This window comes from Streptomyces sp. NPDC051217, assembly GCF_044455465.1.
Lineage (GTDB): Bacteria > Actinomycetota > Actinomycetes > Streptomycetales > Streptomycetaceae > Streptomyces.
Window position 1 is genome coordinate 86,911 of the sequence record NZ_JBITEV010000013.1, and the last position, 13,040, is coordinate 99,950.

Sequence of the window (13,040 nt, forward strand, 5' to 3'; positions counted from 1 at the left end):
CGATATGTGTTCATTCAAGTACCAGTCCTGTATCAGCTACCAGGGACGGTCGGACCGGATGCGGCGTGCCCGGTAGCGTATGCGCGAACAGCACACCGCCGGACCGCACACCGGTGCGGTCGGGACAGACGGAGAGGGCTGGAACAGTATGGAAGAGCCGCGTCGCCTCGGCGGCCGGTACGAGCTGGGCTCGGTGCTCGGCCGCGGTGGCATGGCCGAGGTGTACCTCGCGCACGACACCCGGCTCGGCCGCACCGTCGCTGTGAAGACGCTGCGGGCCGACCTCGCCCGCGACCCGTCCTTCCAAGCCCGGTTCCGCCGAGAGGCCCAGTCGGCCGCCTCCCTCAACCACCCCGCGATCGTCGCTGTCTACGACACGGGTGAGGACTACGTCGACGGGGTGTCCATCCCGTACATCGTGATGGAGTACGTCGACGGGTCCACCCTGCGCGAGCTGCTGCACTCCGGACGCAGACTGCTGCCCGAGCGCACGCTGGAGATGACCGTAGGGATCCTCCAGGCGCTGGAGTACTCGCACCGGGCCCAGATCGTCCACCGCGACATCAAGCCGGCCAACGTCATGCTGACGCGCACCGGCCAGGTCAAGGTCATGGACTTCGGCATCGCCCGCGCCATGGGCGACTCCGGCATGACGATGACCCAGACCTCCGCGGTCATCGGTACCGCGCAGTACCTCTCCCCCGAGCAGGCCAAGGGCGAGCAGGTCGACGCCCGCTCCGACCTGTACTCCACCGGCTGTCTGCTCTACGAGCTGCTGACCGTGCGCCCGCCCTTCATCGGGGACTCACCGGTCGCCGTCGCGTACCAGCACGTACGGGAGGAGCCGCAGCCGCCGAGCAACTTCGACCCCGAGATCACGCCCGAGATGGACGCGATCGTGCTGAAGGCGCTCGTCAAGGACCCGGACTACCGGTACCAGTCGGCCGACGAGATGCGCGCCGACATCGAGGCCTGCCTCGACGGGCAGCCCGTCGCGGCGACGGCGGCGATGGGCTCGGTCGGTTACGCGGGCTATGGCGGCTCCGACGACCAGCCCACCACGGCCCTGCGCACCGCCCCTCCCGGCGGCGGCCAGACGTCGATGATGCCGCCGGTCAACCCCGACGACGGCGGCTACGGCAACTACGACGACCGTCCGGACCGGCGCCGGCAGAAGAAGTCCAACACCTCGACGATCCTGCTGATCCTCGCCGGCGTCCTGGTGCTCGCGGGCGCCATCCTGATCGGCAAGGCGGTCTTCGGCGGCGACAACGGCGGCTCGGAGCAGGTCACCGTGCCGCAGCTCGTGGGGGAGACGCTGCAGGAGGCGCAGGGGCTGGCGAGCAACGCGTCGGTCGAAGTCGCCCAGTCCGGGACCGATCGCTGCGACCAGCCCAAGGGCGCCATCTGCTCCCAGCAGCCGGCGTCCGGCCAGAAGATGGAGCAGGGCGACACCATCCAGGTCGTCGTCTCCGAGGGCGCACCGAAGGTCCAGGTGCCCGACGTCGCCGACGAGCCCGTCGAGGACGCCACGAAGACCCTTCAGGAAGCCGACTTCAAGGTCGAGACCAAGCAGGTCGAGAGCGACCAGGACCCCGGCACGGTCGTCAGTCAGAAGCCGTCCGGCGGCTCGGAGGCGGAGAAGGGCGCGACAGTCACGCTCTCGGTCGCCAAGCAGGCGCGGGAGACGGTGCCGTCGGTCACCGATCAGACGTTCGACGCGGCGAAGAGCCAGCTCGAAACGCTCGGCTTCACGGTCGCGCGTACCGACGTGGACTCCGAGAAGCCCGCGAACACCGTCGTCGGCCAGACCCCGGAGGGCAACTCCAAGGCGCCCAAGGGCAGTCAGGTCACGCTCCAGGTCTCGAAGGGGCCGCAGCAGCCGGAGAAGGTCCAGATCCCCGGCGACATCGCGGGCAAGACGGTCGCCGAGGCGAAGGCCCAGCTGGAAGCCCTGGGTCTGGTCGTCGCCCTGGCGCCGAACTCGCCGAACGACCCCAACGCACGGGTCATCGCGACCAACCCGGGTGCCAACCAGCCGGTCGACAAGGCCAGCACCGTGACGCTGTTCGTGGCTCCCACGGGCGGCAACAACAACGGGGGCGGTGACAACGGGGGCTTCATCGGCGGCCCCGATGGTTTCGGGGGCGACGGCTGAGGTCGTCCCCTCCCAAGGAGGTGAAGAAGCCCCGGCGTCCTCAAGAGGATGCCGGGGCTTCTTCGTGTTCCGGGTGCGCGGTGCGCGGTGCGCCGTCGCTCAGCACGGCGGCCCCGGGGGGCTCAGCGCAGTTCGTCGGGCTTCGTGCGGTTCTCGTCGACCTTCTCCGTGCGCTCCAGCTCGGCCCAGACGACGTAGCGGTAGTCCGACGTGTAGATGGGCGTGCACGTCGTGAGCGTGAGATAGCGGCCGGGCTTCTTCTTGCCCGACTCCTTGGGGACAGGCTTGAGCACGTCCACGTTGTACTTGGAGGTCTGCGGGAGGTCCTTGAAGACCTTGTAGACGTACCAGGTGTCCTTCGTCTCGAAGACGATCGTGTCACCGGTCTTGAGCTTGTGGATGTTGTGGAACTTCGCGCCGTGCCCGTCGCGGTGCGCGGCGAGCGAGAAGTTTCCCTGCTTGGCCGAGGGCAGCGCGGACTTGACCGGGTCGGTGTAGTAGCCGGCGACGCCGTTGTTGAGGGACTTCAGGTCCGTGCCCTTCTTCACGAGGACCTCGCCGTTCTTCATCGCGGGTACGTGCAGGAAGCCGATCCCGTTCTTGATGTCGAGGGCGCCGGGGCCGCCGCGGCCGTCGGCCCAGTCGTCGCGTACCTCGTTGCCCTGCTTCGTGGCCTCGCGGTCGGCCAGCACGTTCGTCCACCACAGCGAGTAGACGACGAAGAGACCGAGCACCAGGCCCGCGGTGATGAGCAGTTCGCCGAAGACGCTGACGACGGAGGCGGTACGGCTCCGCGGGCTAAGCCGGGGCACGGCCGGAGCGGGCTCGGGCGCCGACGGCTCGGGGTCGGCTGCGGGCTCCGACTTGGGCTCCGGCTCCGACTCGGGCCGCTCACGTTCGGAGTCGACCACCCCAGTTGTCGCGGATGTATCGTTTTTTCCGGCTTCTTCGGGTGTGCTCGCGTCCCCGTCGTCGTGCTCTCTTGCCGCTGCCACAGCACCCGTCCCCTGGTCCCTGTCTCCGTCGTGATTCGTCCAGCCGAGTTCAGCCGACGAGAGCGTCGGGCTTTCCCTTACCGCGTGGCCGTTCCTCAACCATCTTGCCCCACACGATCATTCGATACGTACTGGTGAATTCCGGCGTACAGGTCGTCAACGTGATGTATCGCCCCGGCTCCGAGAACCCGGAGCCGGGCGGCACGGGACCGATGACGCCCACGTTCGACGGCGCGGTCTGCGGGAGGATGCTCGCCATGTCGTAGGTGAAGTACGCGTCCTGCGTCTCCACGATGATCTTGTCGCCCGGCTTCAGACGGTTGATGTAACGGAACGGCTCACCATGGGTGTTGCGGTGTCCCGCGACCGCGAAGTTCCCCTGTTTGTCGGAGGGCATCGCCGTCTTGAGCCTGCCCTCCGCGTAGTGGCCGACCATGCCGCGGTCCAGGACCTTCGCCTTGTCGATGCCCTCGGCGATCGGAACGACCACGTCCAGCTTGGGGATGTGCATGATCGCGAACCCCTGGCCGGGCTCGAAGACCCCGGGCTGACGGCCCTTCGCCCAGCCGTCCTGGATCTTGTCCGCCTGCTTGCCCGCGTACAGATCGGCCTGGATGTTCGTCCACCACAGCTGGTACGTCACGAACAGCAGCATCAGGACACCGAGGCTGATGAAGATCTCGCCGACCGCGCGGCTGAGAATCACTCCCGGACTGTCCTTGAGAGCACGCGCGGCACGCCGCGCCTCGACGCGGGAGAGCGGCCTGCCGGGCGCTGAGGCCCCCGGAGAGCCCTCGGGGCTCCCGGCACCCTCCGGGCGCCTACGACCCCGCCCACGGCCGCCCTTGGCCGCCTTACGCCGCTCGGCGCGGCCCCCGGTGACCGGTTCGGGCCGCACCGGCCGGTCCTGGCCGGATTCGGAGACGGTGGGCAGCAGTGCCGTGGCCTCCCCGGCGCCGTCGCCGCCCTCCGTACGGAGGGCGGTGGTCCGGTCGTTCTGGACGGGAACGTACGACGGTCCGGGATCCGGCCGGGGCGCGGGCACCGGTCCCGGCTCCGGTACGGGAGCGGGCACCGGCACCTGTGGAGGAAGCGGTACGGCGACCTGCTCCGGGGCGACCTGCGACGCCCAGTCCTGCCCGTACCCGGCGGGCGCCTGTGTCGCGTACGGGTACGGCCCGTACCCCGACCACTCCCGCTCCGCCGACGGCGGCCCCGGTATCCCGTCCCCCGCGGCCCAGGAACCGGACGGCGAAGGCGGCGTCGGGGGCAGGGGAGTCGCGGCGGGAGACGGCGCGGGGGTCTGCCCGGGAAGGGGATCGTTCAACGGGTCCGCGAGTCCGTCCACCGCCGCCTCGAACGCGCCGGCTTCCTCGTACGGTTCCCGCCGCTCGTACGAGGCGCCGTATCCCGCGTCGTGCTCGGGGCGGAGTGCGGTCACGCGACCGCCTTGCCCACCACCGGCGCCAGGCCCGCCGACCGGCCCACGGCACCCGGATCACCGCACTGCGCGAGCCAGTTGGCCAGCATCAGATGACCGTGCTCGGTCAGTACGGACTCGGGGTGGAACTGCACGCCCTCGACGGGCAGTTCACGGTGGCGCACACCCATGATGATGCCGTCGGCCGTACGCGCGGTGACCTCCAGCTCGTCCGGCAGTTCGGCGGGCTCGGCGGCGAGCGAGTGGTAGCGGGTGGCCGTGAAGGGCGAGGGCAGCCCGGCGAACACACCCTTGCCCTCGTGCGTGACCAGCGAGGTCTTTCCGTGCAGCAGCTCCGGGGCGCGGCCCACCACGCCGCCGTACGCCACCGCCATCGACTGCATGCCCAGACACACCCCGAAGACGGGAACGCCGGTGGCCGCGCAGTGGCGCACCATGTCGACGCAGACACCGGCCTGTTCGGGCGCGCCGGGACCGGGGGAGAGCATCACACCGTCGAAGCCGTCCTGGGCGTGCGCCGTCGACACCTCGTCGTTGCGCAGCACTTCGCACTCCGCGCCGAGCTGGTACAGGTACTGGACGATGTTGAAGACGAAGCTGTCGTAGTTGTCCACGACGAGAACGCGGGCGCCGCTCATGGCCTGCCTCCCGCTCCGGTCACCGTGGCGTCCCCGAACGGGAGGATCGGCTCCGCCCACGGGAAGACGTACTGGAACAGCACGAAGACGACAGCCAGGGCCAGCACGAGCGCGACGACCGCCCGCACCCACACGTTGCCCGGCAGATGCCGCCAGATCCAGCCGTACATGCTGTCCCTTCCGTTCCGTACCCGTTCCCCGCCCGCGCCGCCGTACCGGCGTGCGCGAACCAGACTAAGGGGCCGGGGGGTCACGTGGGCGGCGCATGGGCCAGGTGTGCCGTGGGCCTCTTTCTTCTTAAGAGGGCCGGCCGGGCCGAACGGCTAGGCCCGGCTACTTCACCGGCTGCGCGTAGTGGAGATCCACCGTGCCCGTGTAGCCCGGGAGAGTCGTCCCGCCGTGCTCGTCGACCTTCCAGCCGAGGCCGTACGCCTGTACGTACAGCTGGTAATTCTGGATCGCCGGCGAATCGTCCAGCGCCTTCCGCAGCCTGTCCTGGTCCCCCACGGCAGTGATCTTGTACGGCGGTGAGTAGACGCGGCCCTGGAGGATCAGGGTGTTGCCGACGCAGCGCACCGCGCTGGTGGAGATCAGCCGCTGGTCCATGACACGGATGCCGCGCGCGCCGCCCTGCCAGAGGGCGTTGACGACGGCCTGGAGATCCTGCTGGTGGATGACGAGGTCGTTGGGCTGGGGTTCGGGGTAGCCCGGATTGGCCGTGGCGTCCGGCGGGGCGTCGTCCAGGGTGACGGTGAGGGCCTGGCCCGAGACCTTCTTGGTCCCCGCCGCGTCCTCCAGTTCACGGAGCTGGGCGTCCTGCGCCTTCGTGGAGCCGTCGTCGCGGTTGGCGAGCCTGTCGACGTCCTCCCGTACGGCGCCGGTGGACTCCTCCAGCTCGGCGTTCTTGTCGCTCCGCTCCTGGATCAGGTCCGAGAGCTTGAGCAGGGAGTCGTCCGTACGGAGGTTGGTGCCCTTCGCCGTGTTGAAGCTCGTGACGAAGATGAGACCGGCGAGAGCGAAGACCCCGGCCGTGAGCAGCCGGACCGGCCGCCAGATCCTTCGGCGGACCGGCCCTTCGGGGAAGTCGGCAGAATTGCTCAACGTACCCTTATCTCCTTAGGCGCCACGGAAGCACTACGCTAACGGACGCCCGGGGGAGCCAGTGTTCCCCCTGCTCCTCACCCCGGCACACCGTTTCAGTTACCTGCGCGGTCACGCAGCGCATCGACAGGAGAGTCCCTCGTGCCGAAGTCACGTATCCGCAAGAAGGCCGATTTCACTCCGCCCCCCGCGGCGAGGCAGTCGACCACGATAAACCTGTCCAACCGGAGCTGGGTGGCGCCGGTCATGCTCGCCCTGTTCCTCATCGGGCTGGCCTGGATCGTCGTCTTCTATGTGACCGAGGGATCGCTGCCGATCGACGCCTTCGGCAACTGGAACATCGTGGTCGGCTTCGGTTTCATCGCCGCCGGCTTCGGTGTCTCCACGCAGTGGAAGTAGCGGCCACGACCGGCGTCAAGCTCTGCCCAGAGAGTTATCCACAGTGCTGTCCACAGCCGGGGGAAAAGGTCTGACGATCTGTGGATAACTCCACGGCAGGTTGACGCCGGTGTGACTGGATCAGCCGCTTCGGCCGTTGTGATGAAGCGTCTCGCCCCTTGTCCCTGCTGGGAAAACCCAGATCAGCGACAAGGGGCACTGATGTTCCCCCACAGAATGCACAAGATCCGACACACGCTGTGGACAACTGTGTGCTTCAGGGGCTCCGACGGCCGTCGGAGCGGCGGAATCCCGGGCTCACCGGGGATCAGGTGAGCTGGGTGGTTCGGATCACGATGACCGCCACGGTCGCGAGCAGCACCACCGCGCAGGTGCCCCACTGGACCAGCGACCGGTGCTCACGCGGCGCGTGCACCAGGCCGATCGCGATCGCCGTGCCCGCGACCAGACCGCCGAGATGCGCCTCCCAGGCGATCCCGGACCAGGTGAACGTGAAGAGCAGGTTCAGCGCCAGCAGCGCGAGGACCGGCCGCATGTCGTAGTTCATCCGGCGCATCAGTACGGCCGTGGCGCCCAGAAGACCGAAGATGGCGCCCGAGGCACCGAGCGAGGGCTGGTTCGGCGCGGCGATCAGATAGGTCAGCGCGCTGCCGGCCAGACCGGAGATCAGATACAGCGCGATGAAGCGCACGCGTCCGAGCGCCGCCTCCAGCGGACCGCCGAGCCACCACAGCCCCAGCATGTTGAACGCGATGTGCCACACGGCCTGGTGCAGGAACATCGCCGTGAGCAGCCGGTACCACTGCCCGTCCGCGACACCGACGACCTCGCCGATCTCCGGGTTGAAGGCGTGTCCGATGAGATCCAGCTCACCGACCACGCGCTGTTCGGCGGCGAGGACGGCGACGAAGACCGCGAGGTTCAGCCCCAGCAGGATCTTCGTGATCAGCCGGGGGTCGGCGGAGATGGTGCCGCCCGTGATCGTGCGCGGGCGGGCGGCGGTCGGGGACATGCCCGATCCGCCCCCCTCCCGTACGCAGTTCGGACACTGGAATCCGACAGAGGCGCTGATCATGCAGTCCGTGCAGATGGGGCGCTCACAGCGGGTACAGCGGATGCCCGTCTCACGGTCCGGGTGCCGGTAACAGTGGGGTGACGCGTCGGCGGCGGGCCGGTCCGGGCCCCCGGGCTGCTGGTCCATCTGTCCCCTCGGTACTCGTTGCGGCGGAAGGGCGCACAGCACACCGCCCTCCCCGTCCGGTATGTAACCACTACGGACGGGCAGGGCGGGAGGTTCCCCGAACGGGGATCCGAGACCTGGGAGGTGTCTCAGCGGGACTCGACGACGACCGACTCGATCTTGACCTCTTCCACCGGGCGGTCGGTGCGCGGGTTGGTCTTGGTGGCTCCGATGGAGTCCACGACCTTCTTGCTCGCCTCGTCGGTGACCTCACCGAAGATGGTGTGCTTGCGCGTCAGCCACGCGGTGGGGGCCAGGGTGACGAAGAACTGCGAGCCGTTGGTGCCCGGCCCCGCGTTCGCCATGGCCAGGAGGTAGGGCTTGTCGAAGGAGAGGTCCGGGTGGAACTCGTCCTCGAACTCGTAGCCCGGCCCGCCGGTGCCGTTGCCCAGCGGGTCCCCGCCCTGGATCATGAAACCGCTGATGACCCGGTGGAAGACGGTGCCGTCGTACAGCTGGTCACTGGACTTCTTACCGGTCGCCGGGTTGGTCCATTCACGCTCGCCCTTGGCGAGCTCCACAAAGTTCTTGACCGTCTTCGGCGCGTGGTTCGGCAGGAGCCGGATCTCGATATCGCCGTGGTTGGTCTTCAGGGTGGCGTAAAGCTGCTCGGGCACGATCTGCCTTCCGTGAGTCTTCTCTGACTCTGTCGATCCTCGCACGGACGGCGGGCGCGCTGCCCGCCCCGTACCCCTCAACCGCTCGCGGCGTCCGGTGACGGGGAATCAGCGGCCTTCGGCGGGGAACACGTGCGGGCAGGCGACGGCCGGACGGCCGTCGGGCGACGGTGCGAGAAAGGAGGGGTATTCGTGGCCTCAACGGGGCGCGGCACGGCGAACCATGGCATTCTCATCGACAAGCCCCCCTTGCACCGCAATGCCCAGGCATCGCCCGAAGTCGTCTTTCTTGACCCGGATGCCAGCACCGCATGCCGGTCCGGCGGGCGGCAGGCATGATTTCGATCTGGGTGGACAGGCGGATCTTTGTCCAAATAACGGGGGAAACCCCCAAGCCCCTGACCGCCACCGAGGAGGAGGATCCTGTGACCCGCATGGACAGCGTGCGCGCCGCTACCGATTCGGCGAGGGAGAGCGTGCTGCACGCCGCGGAAGCGGTGGCACCCTACGCCGATACGGCCAAGGAACAGGCCGCGTTGTACGCCGAAGAGGCCCGCGTCCGGCTCGCACCGAAGGTGTCGAAGGCCGCGAAGCAGGCTCGTGTTCAGTACGGCGCGCATGTCGCGCCGCGTGTACCGCCGAACCTCGACATGGCCGCGCAGCGTGCCGCCGCGCGAACGCGCAAGGCGGCGCGTCAGGCAGCCGGCTACACGGTGCCGCGCGTCGAACACGCGGTCTCTGTCGCACAGCCGGTCGCCGGGGAGGCAGCGGCACGTTCCGCTGCCGCTCTCGCCGCGCTGCGCGGTCAGATCACGGTGAAGGAGGTCCAGAAGCTTGTGAGGAAGCATGAGCGACGGGCCAAGTGCGGACGGCTCGCCAAGGGCCTGGTGGTCCTCGGTGTGCTGACCGGTGGCGCTTTCGCCGCGTGGAAGTGGTGGGACAAGCAGGCGAATCCCGACTGGTTGGTGGAGCCGCCCGCTCCTACCGAGGTCTCCGCGCACGACTCGTCGCTGTCGTCCGTCGACGGCAGCCAGGGTGCGCTCGACCCGGAGGTACAGGCGAAGCAGGCCAAGGACAAAGGGGCGAAGAATCACGACGACCGCAAGTGAGTGACGGGTGGCCGGTGATCCGTAGGGCGGTGGTTCGGGTGTCGCGCGTGGTGTGAGCACCACGTGTGGCACCGGTCTCGCATGCGTCACGGGTGACACGGATGGCGCTGGTGACGCGGGTGAATCGGGTCACGCGGGCGTTGTGCGCGGTGCGGATGCCGGGAGTCCTGAGGGAATCCCGGTTCCTCACGCCGCGGCCGAAAGGGCCGCGGCGGCGGCCGACTCGCTGTCACGCGCGACTTCGGCGTCCGTATGGGTGTCGACGGGCAGTCGCCGGACCGAAGGTGACGAACCGTGCGCTTCCGCGCGGATACGCTGCTCGATGGTCGGCGGCCGTGACGTGTCCGCCGGCCGCGCGCTCTCCGGCAGTGCCCGTTGCGCCGCCGGTGCCGTCTCGTCCCCACGCCGCTCCGAGCCTCCGCCCCGCTCCTCCGCGGCGACCGGCGGCTGACCGCCGTTCGCGGGCTGCTCGGCGGGCTGCTGTACGGCGGCGTCCGCGGCCGCGGCGGGGGCGGTCAGCCCCAGGGTGGTGAGCACCGCGAAGAACGCGGTCAGGAAGGCTGTCCACAGATTCTTGACCTTGAAGGCGGCCATGGCCCCTCGCTTTCAGGTTGCGCTCGGGTTGAGCGATCTACATACCTTCCTCATGATGTGTACGCATCTTGGGAATCGAGGGACCAACGCCGCCGCTGCGCAGTTCTTCTGATGAACACCACCCGTACGGTGCAACGGGCGCCGTTAATCGTTTCTCATGCCGGGTCAGGCGGCCTTCCGGCTCCCTCTCATCACCGTGAACAGGCTGGTGAAGCTGTCGTCCGCGTGGCCCTCCGCGACGCCCCGCCTGAACAGCTCCAGGACCGCCGCAGGCAGTGCGGTGTCGACCCCCGCCGCCTCGGTGGTGTGCACGACGTGCTCGATGCTGGCCACCCCCATGGCGAGTCTGTCGACGTCGCCGGGGAACTCGCCGGCGTCGATCCGGGGCGTGTAGAACTCGAAGAACCGCGACATCCCGCGCGTGCTCTCCGACGCGTACGGCAGGATCTCCGCGGCCGGGATGCCGTTGGCGTCGGCGAGCGCCAGGGCGTGCACCCAGCTGAGCATCGAGGTCCAGAACAGGTCCATCCCGATCTGGTAGTACAGCGCCGCCAGCCCCTGGTCCTCGCCCCGGTAGTCGGTGCCGGTCAGCACTTCCAGCGTCGGCAGCAACCCCTCGAACAGGTCCCGGGGGCCGCTGTAGTACGTGAAGACCTCCCGCGTGCCGATACCGGAGGGCGGCGTGTTCACCCCGCCGGTCAGCTGCCGGGCTCCATGGCCCGCGAACCAGAGCGCGGCGGCCCGCGCCCGCTCCGGGGTGTCCGAGGTCAGATTGACGACCACCCGTTCCGGCAGGCTCGCCGCGGCCGGTTCGAGGATCGCGTACATCGCGTCGTAGTCGGTCAGGCTGAGCACGACCGGCCCGCCGGCGGCGAGGGCCTCCTCGACCGACACGGCAAGGGTCGCGCCCCTGGCCACCAGCTCGTCGGCCTTGCCCGCGCTGCGGTTCCAGAGCGTCACCTCGTACCCCTTGTCGAGATACGCGCCCGCCATCGCCCGCCCCATGGGGCCGAGGCCGATCACCGTCACCGCGGGCGCACCCGCGCCCGCACTCGTGCTCGCATGCGTAGTCATCACGTATCCCACTCTCTCGCTAGAACGAACGCTCTATCCAGTGGGAACGTAGCACGCCCCTGGAGCGAGCGTTCTATTCAGTAGACTTACCGCTGTGAAGACGGCGGAGCAGGACCCCACGAAGGATGCGGAACGCCCGGTCGGCACGCGCGAGAGAATCGTCCGGGCGGCCTCGCTGCTGATGCAGCGCCAGGGCTACGACGGCACGGGGATCAAACAGATCTCCACCGAGGCCGGAGCCACACTCGGGTCGGTCTACCACTTCTTCCCCGGCGGCAAGCAGCAGCTGGCTGTCGCCGCGATCGGGCACGGCGAGCGCGAGTTCGCCGACGAGCTACGCCTCACCCTCGACGGCGCGGCCGACCCGGCCCAGGCGGTGATCGACTGCGCGTACCGCCTCGCGGAAGGACTGCGCGAGTCCGACTGGATCGAGGGCTGCCCGGTCACCTCCACCGCCCTCGGCACGGCGGGCCGCGCCCCCGACATCCAGGAGGCCGCGGCTGCCGCGTTCGCGAACTGGCGCGACCTGGTATATGCCAGACTCCGTCGCGCCGACATCGCGGACTCCGACGCCCGCGATCTGGCCCACACGGTGATCAGCACCCTCGAAGGCGCCGAACTGGCCGCCCAGGTCTCCAGGAGCGAGCGCCCGCTCCTGATCGCCGGCCGTCACCTCGCGCAACTGATCAACCTCTACGGACCGACGACCGATTCCTGAGGCCACATCAGGCCATTCGGGCGGCGGCGTACTCGCGGGGCGGTCGGGCGGCGGTCGGGCACAGAACGCACAGAGGCCCTCCGACTCGCGTTTCCGCACGTCGGAGGGCCTGTCGGGATGTGGAGCCTAGGGGAGTCGAACCCCTGACATCTGCCATGCAAAGACAGCGCTCTACCAACTGAGCTAAGGCCCCGGAAGGGATGTACGGCGGTTCCGTGGGACATCCCGGTGACCGCCTGGAACAGAGTACCGGGTGTCCCCCGTGATCCCGCAAAAGGATTGGGACTCCCGGTCCGGGACCCCGCTCCGTAGGATGCCCCAGAGGTTCGCAGCAGCGAAGCTGCCGCCTGGGGAAGCGATGGGGAGACGCGAATGGACGCCGCACAGCAGGAATCGACAGCAAGAGCCAGGGAACTCCAGCGCAGCTGGTACGGAGAGCCGCTGGGAGCCCTCTTCCGTCGGCTGATCGATGACCTGGGGCTCAATCAGGCCAGGCTCGCCGCGGTGCTCGGCCTGTCGGCCCCGATGCTCTCCCAGCTGATGAGCGGGCAGCGCGCCAAGATCGGAAATCCCGCCGTGGTCCAGCGCGTTCAGGCGCTCCAGGATCTGGCGGGGCAGGTCGCCGACGGCAGCGTCAGCGCCGCCGAGGCCACCGCCCGGATGGAAGAGGTCAAGAAGTCGCAGGGCGGCTCCGTCCTCACCGCGACCAGCCAGACGACGAACAGCACGGGCGCACCGACCGTGCGGCGGGTCGTCCGCGAGATCCAGTCACTGCTGCGGTCGGTCGCCGCCGCCGGTGACATCATCGACGCGGCGGATTCCCTCGCACCGAGCCACCCCGAGCTGGCAGAGTTCCTCCGGGTATACGGAGCCGGGCGCACCGCCGAGGCGGTCGCGCACTACGAGGCGCACCAGAACTAGGCCGGAGCTGGGCACGGCAGGCACGAGTGAGACCG

General features: G+C 69.0%; 14 protein-coding genes and 1 tRNA gene. 5 read left to right on the forward strand and 10 right to left on the reverse strand.

Annotated elements, in window-relative coordinates:
* The first annotated feature begins 148 nt into the window (after positions 1–148).
* A complete protein-coding gene (gene pknB / locus ACIBBB_RS26390) occupies positions 149–2,158 on the forward strand; it encodes a Stk1 family PASTA domain-containing Ser/Thr kinase (RefSeq protein WP_398986114.1) in 2,010 nt (669 codons plus the stop codon).
* A 122-nt stretch (positions 2,159–2,280) separates the two neighbouring features.
* Here the strand turns inward: pknB and ACIBBB_RS26395 are convergent, their stop codons facing one another.
* The 5 genes from ACIBBB_RS26395 to ACIBBB_RS26415 form a co-directional block, all read right to left on the reverse strand.
* Positions 2,281–2,970 carry a class E sortase gene (locus tag ACIBBB_RS26395; protein WP_398986455.1) on the reverse strand — a complete coding sequence of 230 codons (690 nt, stop codon included), beginning with the start codon at positions 2,968–2,970 and terminating at the stop codon, positions 2,281–2,283.
* A 232-nt stretch (positions 2,971–3,202) separates the two neighbouring features.
* Positions 3,203–4,594 (reverse strand): class E sortase, encoded by a 1,392-nt coding sequence (locus ACIBBB_RS26400; RefSeq protein ID WP_398986116.1) that lies wholly within the window; start codon positions 4,592–4,594, stop codon positions 3,203–3,205.
* On the reverse strand, positions 4,591–5,232 hold the full coding sequence (locus ACIBBB_RS26405) for an aminodeoxychorismate/anthranilate synthase component II (protein WP_398986118.1): 642 nt from the start codon (positions 5,230–5,232) through the stop codon (positions 4,591–4,593). Before ACIBBB_RS26405 ends, ACIBBB_RS26400 begins: the two co-directional genes overlap by 4 nt.
* The gene (locus tag ACIBBB_RS26410; protein ID WP_189106171.1) at positions 5,229–5,402 is read right to left on the reverse strand and encodes a hypothetical protein; all 174 of its coding nucleotides are present in this window, start codon (positions 5,400–5,402) and stop codon (positions 5,229–5,231) included. Before ACIBBB_RS26410 ends, ACIBBB_RS26405 begins: the two co-directional genes overlap by 4 nt.
* A 163-nt stretch (positions 5,403–5,565) precedes the next feature.
* Positions 5,566–6,333, reverse strand: a complete 768-nt coding sequence (locus tag ACIBBB_RS26415) for a DUF881 domain-containing protein (RefSeq protein ID WP_398986120.1) — start codon at positions 6,331–6,333, stop codon at positions 5,566–5,568.
* Between the two features lie 141 nt (positions 6,334–6,474).
* Here ACIBBB_RS26415 and crgA point away from each other — a divergent pair, with 141 nt between their 5' ends.
* Complete coding sequence (crgA, locus tag ACIBBB_RS26420; protein ID WP_398986122.1) at positions 6,475–6,732, forward strand: cell division protein CrgA; 258 nt, start codon at positions 6,475–6,477, stop codon at positions 6,730–6,732.
* A gap of 307 nt (positions 6,733–7,039) precedes the next feature.
* Here the strand turns inward: crgA and ACIBBB_RS26425 are convergent, their stop codons facing one another.
* Positions 7,040–7,933, reverse strand: coding sequence for a rhomboid family intramembrane serine protease (locus ACIBBB_RS26425; RefSeq protein WP_398986124.1), 894 nt, complete (start codon positions 7,931–7,933; stop codon positions 7,040–7,042).
* A 128-nt stretch (positions 7,934–8,061) separates the two neighbouring features.
* Positions 8,062–8,589 carry a peptidylprolyl isomerase gene (locus tag ACIBBB_RS26430; RefSeq protein ID WP_398986126.1) on the reverse strand — a complete coding sequence of 176 codons (528 nt, stop codon included), beginning with the start codon at positions 8,587–8,589 and terminating at the stop codon, positions 8,062–8,064.
* A gap of 425 nt (positions 8,590–9,014) precedes the next feature.
* On the opposite strand from ACIBBB_RS26430, the gene ACIBBB_RS26435 reads away from it, so the two are divergent.
* On the forward strand, positions 9,015–9,698 hold the full coding sequence (locus ACIBBB_RS26435) for a DUF5324 family protein (RefSeq protein ID WP_398986457.1): 684 nt from the start codon (positions 9,015–9,017) through the stop codon (positions 9,696–9,698).
* 186 nt (positions 9,699–9,884) lie between these two features.
* On the opposite strand, the gene ACIBBB_RS26440 is transcribed toward ACIBBB_RS26435, so the two are convergent.
* Positions 9,885–10,292, reverse strand: coding sequence for a DUF6344 domain-containing protein (locus ACIBBB_RS26440; protein ID WP_398986128.1), 408 nt, complete (start codon positions 10,290–10,292; stop codon positions 9,885–9,887).
* Between the two features lie 165 nt (positions 10,293–10,457).
* On the reverse strand, positions 10,458–11,366 hold the full coding sequence (locus ACIBBB_RS26445; RefSeq protein WP_398986130.1) for an NAD(P)-dependent oxidoreductase: 909 nt from the start codon (positions 11,364–11,366) through the stop codon (positions 10,458–10,460).
* Positions 11,367–11,460: 94 nt separating this feature from the next.
* Between ACIBBB_RS26445 and ACIBBB_RS26450 the strand changes: the two genes are divergently transcribed.
* Positions 11,461–12,084 (forward strand): TetR/AcrR family transcriptional regulator, encoded by a 624-nt coding sequence (locus ACIBBB_RS26450; RefSeq protein ID WP_398986132.1) that lies wholly within the window; start codon positions 11,461–11,463, stop codon positions 12,082–12,084.
* Between the two features lie 120 nt (positions 12,085–12,204).
* Here the strand turns inward: ACIBBB_RS26450 and ACIBBB_RS26455 are convergent.
* A tRNA-Ala gene (locus ACIBBB_RS26455) sits at positions 12,205–12,277 on the reverse strand.
* A gap of 179 nt (positions 12,278–12,456) precedes the next feature.
* Here ACIBBB_RS26455 and ACIBBB_RS26460 point away from each other — a divergent pair.
* Positions 12,457–13,005 carry a DNA-binding protein gene (locus ACIBBB_RS26460; RefSeq protein ID WP_189106179.1) on the forward strand — a complete coding sequence of 183 codons (549 nt, stop codon included), beginning with the start codon at positions 12,457–12,459 and terminating at the stop codon, positions 13,003–13,005.
* Positions 13,006–13,040: the final 35 nt, after the last annotated feature.

Excerpts from the sequence above, each read along its gene's own strand:
- ACIBBB_RS26445 (WP_398986130.1), bottom strand. The coding sequence starts at position 11,366 with ATGACTACGCATGCGAGCACGAGTGCGGGCGCGGGTGCGCCCGCGGTG.
- pknB (WP_398986114.1), top strand. The coding sequence starts at position 149 with ATGGAAGAGCCGCGTCGCCTCGGCGGCCGGTACGAGCTGGGCTCGGTG.
- ACIBBB_RS26440 (WP_398986128.1), bottom strand. The coding sequence starts at position 10,292 with ATGGCCGCCTTCAAGGTCAAGAATCTGTGGACAGCCTTCCTGACCGCG.
- ACIBBB_RS26405 (WP_398986118.1), bottom strand. The coding sequence starts at position 5,232 with ATGAGCGGCGCCCGCGTTCTCGTCGTGGACAACTACGACAGCTTCGTC.
- ACIBBB_RS26410 (WP_189106171.1), bottom strand. The coding sequence starts at position 5,402 with ATGTACGGCTGGATCTGGCGGCATCTGCCGGGCAACGTGTGGGTGCGG.
- ACIBBB_RS26460 (WP_189106179.1), top strand. The coding sequence starts at position 12,457 with ATGGACGCCGCACAGCAGGAATCGACAGCAAGAGCCAGGGAACTCCAG.
- ACIBBB_RS26425 (WP_398986124.1), bottom strand. The coding sequence starts at position 7,933 with ATGGACCAGCAGCCCGGGGGCCCGGACCGGCCCGCCGCCGACGCGTCA.